Source organism: Polyangium mundeleinium, assembly GCF_028369105.1.
Classification (GTDB): domain Bacteria; phylum Myxococcota_A; class Polyangia; order Polyangiales; family Polyangiaceae; genus Polyangium; species Polyangium mundeleinium.
Genome location: NZ_JAQNDO010000001.1, coordinates 8,582,705 through 8,602,311, shown reverse-complemented (window position 1 = coordinate 8,602,311; position 19,607 = coordinate 8,582,705). Strand labels below are relative to the sequence as shown.

Sequence of the window (19,607 nt, the reverse complement as noted above, 5' to 3'; positions counted from 1 at the left end):
GCTGCCGGCTCTGCACAGCCTCCTCGCTACAGCAGCTTCCGCGCCCTGCTGGCCCTCTTCCTGAGCATAAACATGATTATCGGCCCGGTCGGTTGCTGGGGCGTCGGGCCCTCCGACCGCGCGGAGCACGTCGAGACGGCGAAGCAGGCCGACACCTTCGAGCCGCCGCCGATATCGAGCGAGCTCCCCCACATCATCCCTGCTGGCCCTGGTCCCGCGACGGGCTACCTGCCGGGCAGGTCCTCGGTATCGGCGTCTGGCGGCTATGAATACACCATCCCGCTCGACGTTGCGCCGGGCCGCGCGGGGATGCAGCCGAGCCTCGCGCTCACCTATGCGAGCGGCGCCGGCGTCGACTCCCTGGGGGTCGGGTGGGCCGTCGCGGGGACCCGGTCGATCGTCCGGCTGTGCGCGCCGACGTTCGCGACCAACGGCCATGTCGGCTTTCCCTCGCAGTTCTGCCTGGATCAGCAGCCGCTCATGCCGACCGGCAATCCCGGCGAGTACCGCACCGAGAAAGATTCGTTCGCGCAGGTCAAGGCCCAGCCCGCGCAGGCGACCGTTCCCGACAGCTGGGTCGTCCGCCTCAAGAACGGGCGCAATCGGACCTACAAGTCGGTGCGATACGATGGGACGAATACGCGCTTCTGGGCCCTCGAGCGAGAGGTGGACCGGCGCGGCAACACCGTCCGGTATTACTACGACCACCGGGAGCTTTGGGAGTCGTGCACGGCTGCTCAGAAGGCGGATCCGGTCGCGAACCCGGAGTGTAAAGAACCCTATACGCACTTCTATTTCGAGCTCGAGCGCATCGAGTATACCGCGAACGAAGCCGAGCAGGCCCGTCGTAAGGTTGTGTTTCACCATCAACCGCGTGATCCACAGGTCAAGCCCACCTACATCCGCGTGTGGGATGTCACGAAGCAATCCTTCCATTTCCAGGACGTGTCGAACCCGCTTGATTTGATCGAGATGTACGGCCCGACCGAGGAGCCGTGGAGCGGGACACCGTCGCTTGCGTGGTCTTACGAGCTCGTCCACACATCGAGCCCCGATACCGGCCGGCCGCTCCTCGTGAGCGTGAAGAAGTGCAGCGCCTCCCAAGGATGCCTCCTCGCGCGCGAGTTCACTTACGGCGAGCGCAGCCCCGGCGCCTCCGACAGCTATGAGGTGCTCTGGGAGATGACGCGGTCCGACGTGGTCTTGGCCGAGGACTTGCGGATCTTCGACGGCACCGGCGACGGCAAGGACGACATCCACATTGTTCGAGACGCCGACCCGGACCCGCTTATGGTCGATCTTCACGGCCATCTCTTTCCCTCCGGCGACTCGGCCGTTTTCGCCACCAGCACCGATACCCCGGCCGACGCCGTGCCCGTCGATATCGACGGCGACGGCTTCGTCGAGCTCGTGGGAACGCGGACCATGAGCCCGCCCCCGAACCTGTTGTGGGAGAACTGGGTGTACAAGCCCCAGGGTTCGACGGGTGTGTTGCAACCGTGGGTGAAGCTGCCGGACATGCCGTCCCTATGGCCTAACGACCCGCACGTGACGGGCTACGAAACCATATTTTGGACTGACCATTACCCGATCCTCTTCGGGGATCTGGACGGGGACGGGCTCCCGGACTTGTGCCGGAGCCGCCCCGGAGGCACCCTCCCTCAGCCGAACTACGACATCCAGCGGGTATGGACTTGCGCGCGCAACCTGGGCGACGGAAGTTTCGGCCCGTGGGGTCTCTGGGCCCACGTCACGTGGTTCGGAGACGGGCAGGAGTACCTCGCGGACCTCGACGGCGACGGTCGCGTGGAGTTCTACAACGGCGACGCGGCGCTCGGGGATCGCAACGGCGACGGTTTTCAGGAGGTGCTCGCCTCGAGCGCGTCGGACACCGTCACCGTCGGCGACTTCGACGGCGACGGCCGCGACGACTTGGTCAACGACGCCTCGCTCACGGTCGATTACGCCCATCCGAATCCGGGGGCGCAGGCGCCAAACGCCCACCGCACGGGCTCGACCTTCGACGTGGGCACCTTCCGCGGCGACTTCGACGGCAATGGCCGAGACGACCTGCTGCTCGTGTGGATCGACGCGAACCAGGCCACCCACATGAAGGCCATCACCATGGCCGGCCCCGATCCCGATCGCCTCGTCGAGGTGGGGGATGAGGACGCGGACTGGCGCGAGCGCGTCACCTACACGCGCGAGCTAGCCCCGAACTGGGATCCGACGAGCTGCACTGGTGCAACCTATCCCAACACCTGCGTACGTCGCGGCTTCAGCGTGGTGTCCAGGCTCGAATCACGGACGGGCACACCCCACGATCGACACTTCGCGTACGACTTCCCGACCTATGATCGTCACGGTCGGGGCTTCCTCGGCTTCAACCGTGTGCTTGAGTGGCAGCCGGACCGACCCGCACTGCTGATCACGCAATACGACAATATAATATCGAGCAGCCAAGGGGTGTATCCGTTGGCGTTCCGCCCGTTGTACACGATTGAGGTGGTACCGATCCTCGAGCCGCTCTCGTCAGGCGCGGCGATTCCGCACCTGAGCAGCGCCAATGCCCGGGTCAAGCGCACGAAGTATCGTTATCTCCTCGACAAGCACTGGACTGGAAGATATTCGGTCATTCCTGACCCGGAGAGCTCGTGGAACAGCGAGGAGTGGGAGCAAGAGGTGTCCATCGACTGGGCGGCGTGGCCCCACATCGTCGCCTGGTGGTCCCTGCTGTCCCTGGATCCTGCGATTGCAAAGCGACGTCAAGGAATCGAGCAGTACGATTCGTTCGGTAACCTCACCTTCTCCGAGGAGCGCACGTTGGGCGGTCCGCACCCGACGCTCGGCAACATCGGTGGCACCCGGAGGACGACGACCCTCACGTACGATCTGCGGCCTGCCGACTGGCTGATCAGTCTGGTCGATCAGGTGCAAGTGGAAGCCGAGGCGCCCGACGGGCTGACCACCACCCGCACGACCAAGTACGTTCACGACGCGTGGGGCCAGCTCGAGTCGATCGAGCACATGCCGAACTCGAACGCGGACGAGCAGCAGCTCATCACGTACACCCGCAACACCCGGGGCCTGATCACCGACGTGACCGCGACGACCGGCGGCGCTGCTGCGCGGGTCCAGCATATCCAGTACGACGACGAGGGGGTCCACCCGAAGCAGACCTGGAATGACTATGGCCACACGTCATCGATGAAGGTCCACCCCACGCTTTCGGTACCGACGATGAAAGTCGACCCGAATGGCGTGACGGATCATTGGATCTACGACGATCTCGGCCGCCTGCGGCACGCGATCCCGCAGGCCGGGAACTGGAGCACGACGCAATACGAGCCGTGGATCGAGAGCGGCCTCCGGGAGGGGACCCTCGTGAAGGTCTTCCAGGAGGACGGAGCGAGGAGCGAGACCTGGCTCGACGATCAGGGACGCGGGGTCACGAGCCGCAGTCTCGATTTCGCTGGGCAATGGCGGAACGTACGCGTCTCCCGAGATCGCCTGGGACGCGTCTTCTATGAGACGCGTCCCTACTACGTCGGCGGGCTGGCGGTGTCGCCCGCGACGTTCTACCGCTTCGATAGCCTCGACCGGGTCGTGGAGGCGTCACTCCCCGACTTCACCTCGCGCGTCAGCACGTACGACTTCCTCCAGACGGTCCACCACGACGCACTTGGCAATGAGCAGGTGCTCACCTACGACTTCGACGACCGCGTGCTGCGTAGGGCGAGCCACGCCCTGCCGACGCCCTCGGAGCCGGGCTCGACCCTCGTCAGCAACATCGAATATGCGCCCTTCGGCCAGATCAAGACGATCACCGACAACGGCGGCAACCAGATTCAGATGTTCTACGACCATCGCGGGCGTCCCAAAAAGACGATCCACCCCGACCGCGGGCAGACGATCGTCCAGTACAACGGGCACGGTGAGGTCCAATGGTCACAGACGGCGGCCGGCACGTCCACGTATACGCATGACGATCTCGGTCGCGTGACCCTTTTGACGACCTGGGAGGGAAACACCGAGTTGGTCTGGGACCAGAGCCCCAACGGCATCTGCAAGCTGTCGAGCTCCCGTAGCTTCGACGGCACGAAGACGAGCTATACCTACGAGCCCAACGGGAACATCCAGGATGCCATCTGGAATGTCAATGGCATGGCTGGTTCGTTGGTACTCAGCAGGACCTACGACGACCTCGGCCGGCTCCAGACGCTGGAGTACCCCGAAGTTACTGGGCTCGGTCGGACGAAGATCGAGTATGGGTACAATGAGTACGGCTACCTGCAACGGGTGGCCGATGTGTCGCCGACGGTGGCGGCGGACGTCCTTTGGAGCGTCCTGGCCCGCAACCAGGAGGACGCGCTGCTGATGGCGGAGGGCGGCGACTGGGCCACCACGATGAGCTATGGCCCGAACAATCGGATCGAGGAGATCAAGGTCGTCGACACGCCGGCGATGACCGACGTCTTGCACCTGAACTACCACTATGATCTCAACGGCTCGGTCGACCTGCGGGAGGACCTCGTCGAAGGCCGACGTGAGGTGTTCCGCATGGATGGGCACCACCGGCTGAAGCAGTGGCGGCTCGATTACGGTCTAGGTGGCCCGAACCCGGGGAACCGCACCTCGACATATACCTACGACGACGTCGATAACCTCCAGGAGGTCAGTGTCTCCGGCAGCGCGATCTCGCCGTATTCCGAGCTCTTCACCAGCGGCAACGGCGGCAAGCCTCACGCGCTGTACAACAACGCGCAGCCGAACGCGCCGCAATCCTACTTTTACGACGCGCGCGGACGCCTGAGCAACGGCGACGGGCGCCAATATACGTACACGAGCTTCGACCTGCCGCGGACGATCACCACCCCCGCCGGTACCACGAGCTTCGAGTATGACGCATCAGGCCAGCGCGTGAAGAAGTGGGGGCCGGGCGGGATGACGGTCTCGATCGGCGGCCTGTACGAATCCCGCGAGGAATCGTCGGGCATGAGCCACGTATTCGTCGTGCAGGGAAGCGACGGCCCGATCGCCCAGATCGTCTATCGACCCTCGCAGCAAGCTCGCAAGGTCCATTACCTTCACCAGGACGCGCTGGCGAGCGTGAATGTGACCACCGCGCAGGGCATCGCGGCGAGCCGCAGCTACTACGAGCCGTTCGGGGCGCGTGTCGACGTCGCAGGCAACCCGGTGGCAGGCCCGGTACAGGATATCCGCAACGGGTTCACTGGGCATCGTCATGACGACGACCTGGGACTTATCAATATGCGGGGACGCGTCTACGACCCCGGCACGCGGCGGTTCCTCACCCCGGACCCGTTCGCCCAGCTCGACGAGAATCCGTACGGCTATGTCGGGCACGATCCGCTGAACTGGACCGACCCCTCCGGCTTCACGCCGGAGAAACCGGGCGGGAGCTGGTACGATGGGATCCTGGGCTTGTTCGGTGGGTCCGGTGGCGTCACCGCGACGCCGATCGCCGACTACTCTGGCATGGCGCAGTCGGGCCTGGCGGGGACGATCACCAGCGCCGTCATGGCCGTGGAGGTCGGGAAAGGCAACGACGGACCGAATTCTTCGGGTTGTCCGACGGGGACGGGGTCGGCGCCGCGTCCCTGCGCCGGAGCGGGCCAGTCCGGCTGCCCGGCGGGCCCTGAGGCGGGCTGGCTCGGGATTACCGGGAGGGTCCTTTGGGGGGCCGGGGAGAGGCTCACCGAGCTGCCGCTCGAGCTTGCGGTGGGGTTTCTGAATCTCAACGCGATGAGGGCCGGTGGTTTGGGCATGGGTTCGAGCGCGGCGAACATCTTCCAGCCAGGATCGGGATACGTGGACCACGGCTGGGACGCTGGGCGGGTGCTCGACGAGGTGAACAACCTGAACCCGCTCTACGCCGTGTCGATAGAGGTGATCAAGGGGATCGATGCGGGAGAAAAGGGCAACTACGAGGCGGTTGGTCGGGCGGGGATGGGTGTCCTCGCCACAGTGGTCCTGGTGGCGCTCACGCGGAAGGCGGTAGGGAAGGGCGGAGGTCCCGTCGCAGCCGAAGGAACACCGCTTGTCCACCTTACTGGCGCAGGGTCTGCGATCTCCGAGAGCGGGATGCTGCTTGGTCGCAACGGTATTTACGTGACGACGCGGGCAACCGCCGGGCACACGGGTGCCGGGATGACGCTCCGTACCGGAGTGAGACCGTCGTCTGCGACTTCCGTGGTGCCCATCCCATCGACTGCGCTCGGAGCGTTCAGGCGACCCATCCCGATCGGGCCCATGACAGCATGGCAGCGAGGCTTTGGTACCCAGTACTCGGCAAGCGGGACGTTGGATCTGGCCGCTGGTACGTTCGCGCGGACGGGCGTAAACTGGAACCAGGTGGGGTTCTACGCCGTCGACGCAGCTATTTCGGTTTCTGTTGGCACAGGAGCCTACATTATGTGGACCGAGTGATGCAGCCTATAAACGTGGTACTGGTTACAAGTGGATCGGCCATGCTCGTCGGTGCGGCCACGGGGCTGGCGGGGATTCTGCTTCCCTCGTCCACGCTCAAGATGGTTGCCAAGTGGTCCTTGGCGATCGGAGTGGGCGTCGGCTTTCTCCCGTTGACGCTTGCGCTCCTCCACAGCCTCTACCTGTGGCTGCGAGGCCGAGACCAGGACCCGTAGCTCTCAAACACCTCGACACGTCGGTCAGATCCTCCAGGAACGTTCTCCCTGTCGACAGCGCGCATCGCGCGCTGTCGCCCCGCGTCCAGGGCTTGCCCTGGTCCGGGTCGAGGGGTGGAGAACCCCTCGTCGGGGTCCGGACTGATCTCGCCCGTCGAGACGGCTGTCATGAGGTGCAAGTCGATGGAACGATGGGGAAGCTCGTATCTTCTGCATGATGCAGAGTCCGTGCGGCTCGTCGCGACGCTCGGTTCGTCGACGGACATCGTGGGTACCGGGACGATCTATGTGTCGTTCGTTCAAGAGCCTGTCTTTGCCGTTACGCGCAATGGATCCCGGTGCGAGCTTGTTGTCAAATGGGACGTCGCGCTGAGATTGATGGCCTTGGTGCATGTCCTCGTGTTGCAGAACAAGCTGCTCCGCGGTGAGGCCCCGGAGATCAGGGGCGCACCTGATAGGGCGCAAGTCTTCGAGGTGACTGGAGGCTTGCGCTCGTCCCCGATCGTATGCTCGTGGGACGCGTCGACGGCAGGTGTCGAGTTCAGACCTGTCCATGAAGGGATGGCCGATCCGTTCGAACTCGTGATGAAGGAGGAGGCGGCCGTTGAGCTGGTTTTGACACTCGCGGAGAGAATCGCGCACAACGGCACCACGATGGCTCGAGAGGGTGGATGATTGGCGAGCCTGATTCGTTTGCGCCTTCTCTGCCGGAAGACGCGGAAAGGGGCATGCATCCGGCGGAGGGCCCCCGCTCCACGAGCTCGGACCGAGAAGCGGACGCACGCATCCCAGCGTTTCTTCTCCCCAGCAGACAATGATTGACGGGAGCCAGCCCCTGCGCTGGCTCTACGTCCTCAATCCGCGTGTTCGCAAGCTCTTTCCGTCCCTCGTTGGCCTCGCCACTGGCGGTCGCCTCGACGCCGGGGCCACGATCCGCGCCGGTCGATCTTCCAACCGACCCCCCGTTCATGCTACGCGCCTCCCGTATGACGAACCTCGTGGAGTTCGGGACGCCTGCCGCGATGCCGCCGTCGGAGCGGCGTCTGCTTCTCGTGTTCGACGGGGGGAACGCGCCGGGATACGCGTCGGTCGCCGTCGCGCTCACCGAGGAGGCTTCGCGCCGCGGCTACGAGGTATGGGCCGCGACCGAGGGCTTCCGCTCGCTCACGCCCGACGCGACGAACGAGCCGCGCTTCGAGCGGCTCATCGTGAGCCGCCGCGAGCGCTACGCCCTGCTCGCCAAGGGCATCCCGGCCCGCAGCATGGGCCGCCGCGTCCTCGACGCCGGCAGCGACTTCCGCAGCGAGCGGTACCTCGGCTTCCACGATGTGCAAAAACGCCGCGCCGCCGCGGAGACCTTGCGAACCCAGGGGTTTTCCCACCTCGTCGGCGTGGGCGGCAATGGTACGTTCGAGGGCCTGCGCGCGCTGCTCGGCGAAATTTCCCCGCGGGTGCCGACGGGCTTCGTGAATGTCTCGATCGACAACGATCTCGCCGGCGATCGCGCGATCGGCTTCCTCACGGGCGTCGAGGCGGGCTCGACGATCGCCCGCGGGCTCTACGAGGATGCCTACACGCACAAGCGGATCTACCTGCTCGAGATGATGGGCAACCGGAGCGGCCGGCACGCGCTGCACTGCGGCGTGGCGGCGCGCGCGCACCTCATCGTGCTGCCGTTTTTCCAGTTCCCGGAGGCCGTGCTGCGCGAGACCGCCGAGGCGCTGTCGCGGGCCGACTACGCGCTCGTCGTGGTGGCCGAGGGCTACGAGCGCGAGCGGCGGGCGCGGGAGATGCCCGGCGCGTCGGCGAGCGAGTTCCTCCGGCGGCAGCTCGAAGCGGCGGGGCTCGCCGATTCGGCGCAGAAGCGCGTGATCGCCGAGCCGTTCAGCCGGTACCTGCGCGGCGTGCGGCCCGCGTTCCTGGAGATCTCGGCGGCGTACGTCAAGGCGTCGCTGCTCTTCGACGCGTTCGAGGAGGGCCGGACGGAGATCATGCCGTTCGTGCTCGCGTCGAACGACGTCGGCGTGCGCCCGTTCCACCTCATCGCGCGGGAAGACCGCGTGGAGCGAGCGTTCCTGCCGCTGCTCGCGCGGCTCCAGATCCCCGGCTTCTCCACGTGGATCCGGGACAATTTCACGAGCGAGAAGACCAGTCTCTGAGCGGAGGAGCGTCGTGGCAACGAAATGCATCATCCTCGATTTCGACGGCACGTTCACCGACGTCGAGCGAGAAGCCGCCCCGTTCGTGGAGGTGTACCGGGAGGCGGTCTTTGATCTCCTCGGTCGAGAAGATGCCGCCGTCTGGGAAGAGCGCGCCGCCGAGATCGCGCGAAATCCAGGCCGTTACGGCTGGATCCACGACGGGCGTATCGTCGCGCCCGCCGGGGCCGATCCATACATCCGCTCGACGAGCATCGCGCAGCTCCTCTTCGAGAAGTACGGCGTCCTGCGCGGCGAAGCGACCCGCACGGCCGTGCTCACGGTCCTGTATCACCTCGCCTACGAGCGCACGCTGACCGCGTTCCGGCCGCGCGCGAAGGAGGTCCTCGAAGCCCTCGCGGCGTCGGGCGTGCCGACGTTCGTCGTCACGAACGCGCGCACGGAGGCGGCGCTGAAGAAGCTGCGGACGCTCGGGCCCGAAGGGCTCTCGAAGATCGAGGTGCACGGCGACGCGCGCAAGTACGTGGTGGCCGAGCCCGAGACGGAAGACGCGCGGTTCTCGCGGGTGCCCGCCGAGATCCTCCTGCCGGGCCTCGAGCGCCCGGTGTATCCGCGGCGCGGTCGCTACTGGGAGAAGCTCGCGCACATCCTGCAAACGACGAACGTCGCGCCCGAGGAGGTGCTCGTCTGCGGAGACATCTACGAGCTGGATCTCGCGCTGCCGCTCGCGCTCGGCATGCAGGTGCACATGGTCACGGGCCCACGCGCGCCCGCGGCGCACGAGGTCGCTTTCTTCGAGTCGCTTGGCGCGCGCGCGAGCCACGGCGACGATCTCGGGCAGATCCTCGCGCGGGCCGGGCTCTCCGGGTAATTTCAGCCGCCGGTGCTGCCTTCGGGCGCCGGCGCGTCGACGTTGCGTTTGCGGCTCGGGAACATCCGCCGCGTTGTGATGGGCGTGAGCTTGGGGATGGATGGATCGCGCTCGTGGGCGCGGTTGACGATCTTCATCACGCGCTCCATGAGCGCGAGGCAGATGCCGTCTTGCAGGTCGAGATCGGCCTGCGTGATCTTGCCCTTGGTCCGCGCGCCGGAGGCGAGCGCCCCGGTGGACTTCACGTTCGCGGCGACGTCCTCGAACGCGAGGATTTGCGCGCTGTCGAGCCCTCCGTCTTCGAGCTGCCGCGCCGCCTTCGAGAGGGGGTTCTGGCGGATGTCCTTCGCGATCTTCGTCAGTGCTGTGAGGGATTGGGCGAGGGTGGTGAAATCGGTGACGCGGCCGGTGGCCTTCGAGATGCGCTCTTCGAGCCCTGGTTCGAGGTGCGCCACGCCTTCGAGTGCGGTGACGAGGCGCTCGCGATCCTCCATTCCCTCCTTGTAGGTCCGGTCGGCGACGGCGTGGGCGGCGGCGCGGCTGACCTCGCGGTCATCCTCGGTGGCGTCGAATTGCGCCACCATGTCCGCGAGTTTTTTCCCGGAATGGACGAAGACTTTGAGGAGCGGCTCGGAGAAACCGAGGACGTGGCGCTTTTGCGCGGCGGTGGCCTTGGGCCAGAACTCGCCGAGGATTCCGCCGAAGCGCACGAGGTCGGTGAGGATCTTCTCGCTGCGGATTTGCGAGCCCCGCTCCATCAATTCGGCATTGGGGATCTCGTTGGCGTAACGCTCCGCTTCTTCCTCGGTAGGGGCGGAGACCATCGCGAGGACAGCGGGCCAGGTGTAGGTGGCGGTAGTAGTCACGCTCGCTACGGTACCTGCCAGCGATCCGGGTGAGAAGGGGAAAAATGCGAGGGAAACGGGTGAAGCGGCACATGTAGGTGTTGTGTCGGTCACCGTGGACGCGTTCGCGGTGCCGGCCGACGCGTTTGCGGTGGTGCTCGACGTGTTCGCGGTGGCGCTCGACGTGTCGGCGGCGGGGGTCGACGGGGCTGCGGTGGGTGGGAGGGGCGTCGAGGAGGAGGGATGCGGGCGACTGCGCTGGATACCCGACCTGCATGCATCCTGCTTCGACGCGCCCGGGGAGGTTTGCCTGGAGGAGGGGGATCACCCTCGTTCGCACGTGGGCCAACCATTGCGGTTGGGGCGGGACCCCCGAGGGATGTAGGAGCCATCCGGACGGGATGTGGTACCGTGCGTCGTGCCCGTGGATCGCACCCTTGCGCCTCGACTCTCCCGCGCCCTGCCGCTGTTCGCGCTCGTCCTTTCGACCGCCGCCTGCGATCGCGTCGGCTACCGCGCCCTCGAACCACGCCCGAACGCCGGCCTCGCGACGAGCGGCGCCGGCATCTCGGCGCGGGTCGAGCGTATTCACGTCGGGTACTGGCAAACGAGCGCGAACACGCGGGTCGACGTGCACGTCGTCAACGAGGGAAAAACGCCCCTCCACGTCGAGCCCGAGCGAATCGAGCTCGCCGTGCTCGGGAGGCCGTCGCCGCTCGTCTCCGCATCCGTGGCCGACGGCGATGAGGACCTCGCGCCCGGCGAGGGCGGCACCTATCGCCTCACGCTCCCGGGCGCGCCGATCGAATCCGGCGCCCCCTATGTCCTCCGCCTCCATCCTGCCGTCCATGCGCCTGCCGACGCGATCGAGCCTTTGCCCCTCGTGAATCCGGGCAAGCCGCACCTCGGGTATGGCCCTCCGGCCGATTCCACGTGGGTCTTCGTCGCCCGCGTCGGCGGCGGCGCCATTCGGCGTGATGACGTCACGGCGGGGCTCGGCGGGATCGAGGTCTTCACCGGGCCGCAGTTCGGTCGATTCTCCTTTGGCCTCAGCGCGATGATCGGCGCGGGCTCGATCGGCGGCGAGGTCCGTTATCGCTTCGAGCCGGCGAAGGTGCTCGCGATCGTCCCGTTCGCCGGGTACGGGTATTATCCCATCGCGGGGATCGTCGGCCTGAATGTGGGTCACGGCGGCCGCGTCGGCGCCGAGCTCCAGTTCTCGCTCGGCGAGGTCTCGCGCTTCGGCTGGGCCCGGAGCGGCGCCCGCATGGGCCTCTTCGCGCACGCCGGGCCCGTCTACATGCGCGTCCTCGATTCGGTGGGCTTCGCCGCGCAAGGGGGCCTCACGTTCGGATTTTTCTAGCGCCTGCAATCGGAATCGACCCGGACATCTGGTAGCATGATCGGCCGGATTGCTTCGGAGGTCCCTTCATGACGCGTGACAGACTCTGGTTTCTTTTCCTTGCGGCGGCCGTCTCCTCCGCGGGGGCGATCGCCGCGTGCGGCGGCGGCGGCGAATCGAGCGGCGGCGCCGCGGGCAGCGGCGCTTCGGCCCCGGACGCCGGCTCGTCGTCCGGGGGCGGCGGCTCGGGCGGCGAGGGCGGTTTCATCAATTTCGACGGCGGCGAGCAGTCGCTCGTGATCGAGCCCCAGGACCCGATCCTCGACGTGACCGGCGTCCCCGGCTCGCTCCCCTTCCACGCAAAGCTCACCGACGGCTCGAACCCCGGCGCCGTGGATTGGTTCCTCGACGATGTCACCGTAGGAACCATTGGCGCTGACGGTGTTTTCGCGTCCGGCGGCTTCGTGGCCGGCAAGGCCAAGGTCACCGCGAAGAGCGGGCAACTGGAGGCGAGCACGACCCTCACGGTGCGCGTGAAGATCGCCGACAATGCCGGCAGTCTCTCGCCCGACGATCAGACGAAGCTCGACACCGGCGGCAATGCCGATCCGGGCTTCCGGTGGCTTTATCCGTACGACAAGACCGTCTTCCCCCGAGGACTTGCGGCCCCCACGCTCCAGCTCGCCGGCAATGCGGACGCCGTGCTCGTGAAGATCCACGTGGGCGACTTCGAATACAAGGGCTACTTCGGCGCGTCGGCCCCCGCGCGGGTGGACCTGCCCCCGGCCGTATGGAAGGGCGTCACGCAGAGCGCCGGCGCGAGCGACACGGTGTCCGTCACGGCCACGAGGCTCGCGGGCGGCGTCGCGACGGGGCCCGTCACGCAATCGTGGCGCATCGCGCAGGGCAGCCTGAGCGGCATCGTTTATTACAACACGTACGTCTCGAAGCTCGCGAACGGCGGCGCGGTGATGCGCATCAAGCCGGGGTCGAATGCGGAGGTCCTCCTCGGCGGATGCAATGTCTGCCACTCCGTCAGCGCGAACGGGAACGTGCTCGTGGCGGGCGTCAACTGGACCGTCGACAATCCGCTCGACAGCGCGAGCTACGATCTCACGCAGGACGGCACGGCCTCGCAGCGCTACCTCGACAACGACGGCCGCAAGTTCTCGTTCGGCGGCCTCACGCCCGACGGCACGTACATGATCACGAACGGCATCCCGGCGGGCGGCTCGCCCGTGCGTGGTTTGGCCGGGGATTACCCCTCGCGGCTCCTCGACACGAAGACGGGCGCCGACGTGGGGGCCTCCTCGTTCACGAACGCCGTGAAATACGCGCTCACGCCGACGTTCTCTCCCGACGGCAAGCACCTCGCGTTCACGTGGTACGACGCCTCGCCTGGGCGAACGCTGGCCATGATGGACGCCGACCTCTCGCAATCGCCGCCTTCGTTCTCGGCCATCACGGAGCTGCTCACGGTGCCCTCGGGTATCGTCGGCTGGCCGAGCTTCACGCCCGACGGCGGCGCGGTGCTCTACCACGCGGGGGATCGCTTCGACACCGCGGGTGGCGGCGCGACGCCTTCGTATGCCGAGGTCCTCCTCGTCGAGACGGCGACGAAGACGGTGAACAAGCTCGCGGCGCTGAATGGCTACGACGAGAATGGGCAGTTCATCCTGCCGTTCGGCGACGCCGAGGAGGCACGCCTGAATTACGAGCCCACGATCCTGCCCGTCCCGGTCGGCGGGTATTACTGGGTCTTCTTCACGAGCCGGCGCGTGTATGGCAACACGATCGGCCCCGGCGGCACGGTGCCGGCAGGCGACAACAAGTGGGGCACGTACATCAACGGCGCCGAGACGCCGAGCCCGCGCAAGAAGCTCTGGGTCGCCGCGATCGACATCAATTACCAGGGCAAACCCGATCCGAGCCACCCGGCGTTCTACCTGCCCGGCCAGGAGCTCGAAGCGGGCAACATGCGCGCGTTCGCGGCGCTCGAGCCCTGCAAGGACCTCAACCAGCCTTGCGAGTCCGCCGCCTCGTGCTGCAACGGCAACGTCTGCCGCCCGGCCGACGTGAATGGCGACGGCACGAAGGAGCTCGTCTGCGTGCCGCCGCCCGCGAACGAATGCGCGCAGGAGGGCGAGAGCTGCGAGACCGCGGCGAACTGCTGCGTGCCGGACTCCTTGTGCATCAACAATCGATGCGCGGCCCCCACGCCGAAGTGAGGTCGAGGCGCACGCCTCCGGCCTGATCGACCACGCAACCAGGGCGGCGCCCGGCGCACCGGGACGCCGCCCGTCAAGCCCCCCAGCATATTTCACGGGCGGCCGTGACCGGTCACGGGTCCTCTGGAAGCGCGTCCGTTCGAGCGGATGAATGCGTCGGAGGAAACCGACACGTCGCCCCTGGCACGCGAGATGCTCGGGGGGTTTGCATGTCGTCCCTGAGAAGACGCTTGGAATCGTATTGCGCCTTCGTGATGGGAGCGGCGCTCGGGCTGCCCGGGAGCGCCGCCGCGGTGGAGCCGAAGCCTCCGGTGGAGATATCCGGCTCCCCCGGCAATGGGGTGACGGTGAAGGTCGGGGACGTCTTCTCGTTCAATGCCCGGAGCCGGATCCAGCTCCGCTACCAGATCAACGTGCCTCCTGCGGATGATCAGGGCGAACGGGATTTCCAGCAGATCGTCAACATCGGGACGGCGCGCCTCTGGTTCTCTGGCCACGTCTATCGGCCCGAGCTGACCTACATGATTCAGCTCGCCATTGCTGGACGTGACTATCGTGACGGCGCGACGTCACCGATCTTCGACGCATACATCGACTGGAAGATCCACCGCGATTTTCATGTCCGAGCCGGGCAGTTTTTCGTTCCGTTCGATCGATTGCGGACGGTGCGCGAGTTCGCGTTGCAGATGGCCGACAGGCCGGTGCCGGTCGGCGAGCTGACGCTCGATCGCGACGCGGGCATCACGTTGTATTCGGAGAATTTCCTCGGGAAAGAGTCTCCCGTCGCCTGGCGGCTCAGCGCATTCGGCGGAGGCGGGACGAACCTCACCACGTCGAGGGAGCCCGGCGCGCTGCTCGTGGGACGGCTCGAGCTCCGCCCGCTCGGCAAGATCGACGATGACTCCGAAGGAGACCTCGAGCGCCGGAGAAAGCCGGCCGTGGCCCTCGGCGGCGCTTTCGCGGCGAACTACAACACGAACCGATTGCGGAGCACGACGGGCGCGACGTTCCTCGGCGGGACGACGGATTACCTGCACGCCGCGGCGGATCTCGTGTTCAAATGGCGCGGATTCGCGCTCCAGGGCGAATATTTGTGGAAACGCGCGGATGTGGATCGGATCGAGTCCACGGACGAGGATGGAAACCCGCGCACGGAGTACACGCGTTCGGGCCAGGGCACGGTCTTTCAGGCGTCGTACGTGTTCGATCCGCCGATCGAGATCGTGGCGCGGTTTTCACGATTGTACGCGTTCGGCGGGACGGATCCGAAGCTCGTCTCCGAGGTCCAGAGCCGCGGGCAGGAGGTCGGCGTCGGGCTCAACTATTACTTCAACAAGCACAAGATGAAGCTGCAAGCCGACTGGATCGCCCGGATGCCGCACGACTTCGATTTCGAGAAGGCGAACCACGCGGCCCACCTCCAGCTCGACGCGATGTTTTGAGGGGGACGCGTGCGTCTATCGATTCGGCTGCATCGAGGTGGGTCCCGCGGAAGGCTCGCGGAACCGCGACCACTCGATGCCGAGCTTGCGCATGCGCGCGCGCAGCGTGTGCGGGTTGATGCCGAGCAGGCGCGCCGCGCCGAACGGGCCTTCGATGCGGCCGCCGCGCGCGGCGAGGGCGCGTCGAATGTGCGCGGCCGTTGCCTCGTCGAGCGTCACGATTTCCTCCGCGTCGTGGAACGCCGCCGAGGGGGGAGGGCGCGAGGGTGGCTTCATGATCGGGCTGCCGAGCGCGGCCGCGAGCTCGAGCCGCTTGCCATTGCCGAGGATCGCGCCGCGTTCGATCACGGTCGCGAGCTCACGCACGTTGCCCGGCCACGTGTATCGACGGAGCAAGTCGAGGTCGGCGGCCGTCGGTGTGAGCCCGGGGCCGCCGAGGCGTTTGCCCGCGCGCTCGGCGAAAAACGCCGCGAGCGCCGGCAGGTCCTCCATGTGATCCCGCAGCGCGGGCAATCGAATGGGGAAGACGCTCAGGCGATACCAGAGGTCTTCCCGGAACGTTCCTTCGGCCACCATGCTTTCGAGGTGGCGGTGGGTGGCCGCGACGATACGCACGTCCACGTGGATCGTCTCGTGCCCGCCGACCCGCTCGATCGTGCTCTCCTGGAGCACGCGCAGGAGGCGCACCTGCGCCGCGCGCGGCAACTCGCCGACCTCGTCCAGGAAAAGCGTGCCGCCGTCCGCGCGCTCGAACCAGCCTTTGCGCGTGCCCACGGCGCCGGTGAATGCCCCGCGCTCGTGGCCGAAGAGCTCCGAATCGATGAGCTCCGAGGGAATGGCGCCGCAATTGACGCGCACCACGGGGCCCTTCGCGCGTCGCGAGCGCGCGTGGATGGCCCGCGCGATGACCTCCTTCCCGGAGCCGGTCTCGCCCAGCACGAGCACCGGCGCGTCCGTGGACGCCACCTGAAGGACGCGCTCCATCACCGGCTTGAGCCCGGCGGATTCTCCGATCACGAACTCGCTCATTTCCATCGGTTCCTCGGATATCGGCTCGGAAGGACGCGTGAGGCTCAGATCTCGTAATCGGGCACGAACACGCGGACCTTGCGCGGCGCGACGTGGACGGTGTCGCCCGATTTCAAGCCGAGCTCGGTGAAACGCTCGGGCGTGAGCTCCACGTTGATCAATTGGTTCGAGTCCAGCGCGCGGAGCTCCACCTTGGTTCGGGATCCCGTCGGATTCACGTGCAGGACCTTCGCCGCGAGGCTGCCTGCCTCGGTGGGGCTCCGCTCGACTTCGAGCTCGTGCGGACGCACGTACACGGCGGCGTCGCGCGCCTCGGGGTGCGGATACTCGGGATAGGCCACCGTGAGGCCGGAGACGACGGCCCGACCACGCTCGACGCGGCCGTGGAACACGTTGACGTTGCCGAGGAAGTCCATGACGAACGCATTCGCCGGGCGTTCGAACACCTCGGCCGGCGTGCCCACCTGCTCGATGCGGCCTTCGTTCATGATGACCACGTGATCGGCGACCTCGAAGGCCTCTTCCTGGTCGTGCGTCACGAAGACGCTCGTGACTTGAATTTCCTCGTGGAGCTTGCGGAGCCATTGCCGGAGCTCCGTGCGGACCTTGGCGTCGAGCGCGCCGAATGGCTCGTCGAGCAAAAGGACATTCGGCTGCGCTGCGAGCGCGCGGGCGAGGGCGACGCGTTGCCGCTGCCCGCCGGAGAGCTGCGCCGGATACCGCGATCCAAGGCCTTCGAGGCGGATCAACTTGAGGAGCTCGTCGACCCGGGTTTGTCTCTCCTGCTTGGGCACCCCGCGTACGCGCAGCCCGTACCCGACGTTCTCGGCGATCGTCATGTGCCGGAACAGGGCATAATGCTGGAAGACGAAGCCCACCTTTCGATCACGTGCGTCGTATTCGGTGATGTTCTCGTCGTGGTGCAGGACCGTGCCCCGGTCGGCGACCTCCAGGCCCGCGATGATTCGCAAGAGCGTGGTTTTTCCCGAGCCGGATGGGCCGAGCAGGGCGAGGAGCGAGCCGCTCGGGACGTCGAGGCTGACGTCGTCGAGGGCCCGGAAGCCGCCGAAGTTCTTCGATACGCCCTGGATGCGGATGCTCATGGATGCGCCCCCGTGCGGCCTTGCTCGGAGGCCGGGATGCGATCTTCGAGCTTCCGTTTGACGATGAGCGTCACAATGGCGAGTAGCGTCAGCACGGACGCGACCGCGAACGATCCCGGCATGTTGTACTCCTGGAACAACTTCTCGATCCGGAGCGGCATGGTGTCGGTCTCCCCGGCGATGTGGCCGGAGACCACGTACACCGCGCCAAACTCGCCCATGGCGCGGGCGTTGCACAGAATGATGCCGTACACGAGCCCCCATTTCACGTTCGGCACCGTGACGTGCCAGAACATCTGCCAGCCGTTTGCCCCGAGGCTCAGCGCCGCGAGCTCCTCGTCCGCGCCGATGGCATTCATCACGGGGATGAGCTCCCGCGCCACGAAAGGAAACGTGACGAAGGCGGTTGCCAGGACGAGCCCCGGCGTGGCGAAGATGATCTTGAGGTTTTGGTTCGCGGGCCACACGTCGAGGGCCTGCTGCCCGAGGACGAGCAACACGAACACCGTGGCGCCCGCGAGCGCCAAGCCGAGGGGAGGCGTTTTCCAAAGGCCACGTCGCGCGCGCGGGTGGCTTGGCCGAAAGACGAAATAGGCGACGGCGAGGAGGAGGACGAGGAGGGCCGAGACGAGGTACGGCATGATCGCGTAACCGTCGCGGCGCAGGAAGGCTCCGAAATACCCTTGGAGGCCGAAGATCAGCACGAACATGAGCCCGGCGACGACGGGGGAGACCGAGAAGGGCAGGTCGATCAGGGCCGTGAGCAGGGTTCGTCCCGGGAAGGAAAACCGCGCGATCGCCCAGGCCGCCGCGACGCCGAAGACGACGTTCGCCGCTACCGCGATGGGCACGACCGTGAGCGTCAGGCCGATGGCGTGGCGCGTGTCGGGATCCTCGACGAGGTTTTTCCAGTACACACCCGCGCCCTCGGCCAGCGCCCCGGCGAACACGTGGAGCACGGGAAGGACGATGAGCACGCCGACCACGGCGACGGCGAGCCCGATGAGGCTCCATCGCAGCCACGCGGGATCCTGCTGCGCCCGCCGGATTTTCGTCGCCGCGGACCTCGTTCGAAGCGCGTCGCGGACCTCCGCCGTCTCAACGGTCATGGCGCCGGCTCCAGCTCTCCAGGAGGTTTACCACGAGCAGCATCGAGAACGAAATGACGAGCAGCACGACCGCTATGGCCGTCGCCTCGCCATAAGCAAACTCCTCCAGGCGGGCGACGATCAAAATCGGAGCGATCTCGGTCTTGAACGGCATGTTGCCCGAGATGAAGACGACCGAGCCGTATTCGCCGATGGAGCGAGCAAACGCGAGGGCAAACCCCGTGATCAATGCGGGATACAGCGTCGGAAGGATCACGAAGGCGAACGTTTGCCAGCGCGTCGCGCCCAGCGAGGACGAGGCTTCTTCGGCTTCCGGGTCGAGGTCTTCCAGGACGGGTTGCACGGTCCGCACCACGAAAGGCAGGCCGACGAAGACCAGGACGAGCACGATCCCGAGCCTCGTGTACGCGCCGCGGATCCCGAGGGGGACGAGAAATCGGCCGAGCCAGCCGTTTTCCACGTAAAGGCTCGCGTACACGAGCCCGCCGACCGCGGTCGGAAGCGCCAGGGGCAGGTCGACGAGGCTGTCGAGGATACGTTTGCCCGGGAACGTGTACCGCGTGAGCACCCAGGCGATGAGTGCGCCGAGGACGACGTTCGTGAGCGCGGCGAGGAACGAGGTCCCGAAGGTGAGGAGATAGGCGGCGCGCGCGCGTTCGGTCCATACCGCGCCCAAGAAATCGTGCAGCGAGAGCGACCCGGCCTTGACGAAGACGGCCGCGATCGGCAGGAGCACGAGGAGGCCGAGGTAAAAGACCGTATACCCCAGGGTCAGGGAGAAACCCGGGAGCACTCTTCGGTTCACGCTCGCCAT

At 66.6% G+C, this 19,607-nt stretch carries 12 protein-coding genes; 7 read left to right on the top strand and 5 right to left on the bottom strand.

The annotated features are described in order from the left end of the window. Nucleotides 1-72: 72 nt before the first annotated feature. From POL67_RS34000 to POL67_RS33985, 4 genes are all read left to right on the top strand, one after another. On the top strand, nucleotides 73-6,450 hold the full coding sequence (locus tag POL67_RS34000; RefSeq protein ID WP_271924774.1) for an RHS repeat-associated core domain-containing protein: 6,378 nt from the start codon (nucleotides 73-75) through the stop codon (nucleotides 6,448-6,450). A 329-nt stretch (nucleotides 6,451-6,779) separates the two neighbouring features. Then, nucleotides 6,780-7,340, top strand: a complete 561-nt coding sequence (locus tag POL67_RS33995; RefSeq protein WP_271924773.1) for a hypothetical protein — start codon at nucleotides 6,780-6,782, stop codon at nucleotides 7,338-7,340. Nucleotides 7,341-7,651: 311 nt separating this feature from the next. Next, nucleotides 7,652-8,824, top strand: a complete 1,173-nt coding sequence (locus tag POL67_RS33990; protein ID WP_271924772.1) for a 6-phosphofructokinase — start codon at nucleotides 7,652-7,654, stop codon at nucleotides 8,822-8,824. 13 nt (nucleotides 8,825-8,837) lie between these two features. Further along, nucleotides 8,838-9,695, top strand: coding sequence for an HAD family hydrolase (locus tag POL67_RS33985; RefSeq protein WP_271924771.1), 858 nt, complete (start codon nucleotides 8,838-8,840; stop codon nucleotides 9,693-9,695). Nucleotides 9,696-9,697: 2 nt separating this feature from the next. On the opposite strand, the gene POL67_RS33980 is transcribed toward POL67_RS33985, so the two are convergent. Continuing rightward, nucleotides 9,698-10,561, bottom strand: a complete 864-nt coding sequence (locus POL67_RS33980) for an HAD family hydrolase (protein WP_271924770.1) — start codon at nucleotides 10,559-10,561, stop codon at nucleotides 9,698-9,700. A 403-nt stretch (nucleotides 10,562-10,964) separates the two neighbouring features. On the opposite strand from POL67_RS33980, the gene POL67_RS33975 reads away from it, so the two are divergent. The 3 genes from POL67_RS33975 to POL67_RS33965 all read left to right on the top strand — a co-directional run bounded on the left by POL67_RS33975 (nucleotide 10,965) and on the right by POL67_RS33965 (nucleotide 15,552). Then, the gene (locus POL67_RS33975) at nucleotides 10,965-11,903 is read left to right on the top strand and encodes a hypothetical protein (protein ID WP_271924769.1); all 939 of its coding nucleotides are present in this window, start codon (nucleotides 10,965-10,967) and stop codon (nucleotides 11,901-11,903) included. A gap of 68 nt (nucleotides 11,904-11,971) precedes the next feature. After that, nucleotides 11,972-14,110, top strand: a complete 2,139-nt coding sequence (locus POL67_RS33970) for a TolB-like translocation protein (protein WP_271924768.1) — start codon at nucleotides 11,972-11,974, stop codon at nucleotides 14,108-14,110. A gap of 230 nt (nucleotides 14,111-14,340) precedes the next feature. Beyond that, complete coding sequence (locus POL67_RS33965; RefSeq protein ID WP_271924767.1) at nucleotides 14,341-15,552, top strand: porin; 1,212 nt, start codon at nucleotides 14,341-14,343, stop codon at nucleotides 15,550-15,552. Nucleotides 15,553-15,567: 15 nt separating this feature from the next. On the opposite strand, the gene POL67_RS33960 is transcribed toward POL67_RS33965, so the two are convergent. Genes POL67_RS33960 through cysT form a run of 4 tightly spaced genes read right to left on the bottom strand, consistent with a single transcriptional unit; the run spans nucleotide 15,568 to nucleotide 19,607 of the window. Beyond that, the gene (locus POL67_RS33960) at nucleotides 15,568-16,587 is read right to left on the bottom strand and encodes a sigma-54 interaction domain-containing protein (RefSeq protein WP_271924766.1); all 1,020 of its coding nucleotides are present in this window, start codon (nucleotides 16,585-16,587) and stop codon (nucleotides 15,568-15,570) included. Nucleotides 16,588-16,625: 38 nt separating this feature from the next. Then, nucleotides 16,626-17,684: a sulfate/molybdate ABC transporter ATP-binding protein gene (locus tag POL67_RS33955; protein WP_271924765.1), complete on the bottom strand. Its 1,059-nt coding sequence runs from the start codon at nucleotides 17,682-17,684 to the stop codon at nucleotides 16,626-16,628. Then, nucleotides 17,681-18,793, bottom strand: a complete 1,113-nt coding sequence (locus tag POL67_RS33950; RefSeq protein WP_271924764.1) for a sulfate ABC transporter permease — start codon at nucleotides 18,791-18,793, stop codon at nucleotides 17,681-17,683. The genes POL67_RS33955 and POL67_RS33950 overlap by 4 nt, the downstream gene beginning before the upstream one ends. Next, complete coding sequence (cysT, locus tag POL67_RS33945; RefSeq protein WP_271924763.1) at nucleotides 18,783-19,607, bottom strand: sulfate ABC transporter permease subunit CysT; 825 nt, start codon at nucleotides 19,605-19,607, stop codon at nucleotides 18,783-18,785. Before cysT ends, POL67_RS33950 begins: the two co-directional genes overlap by 11 nt.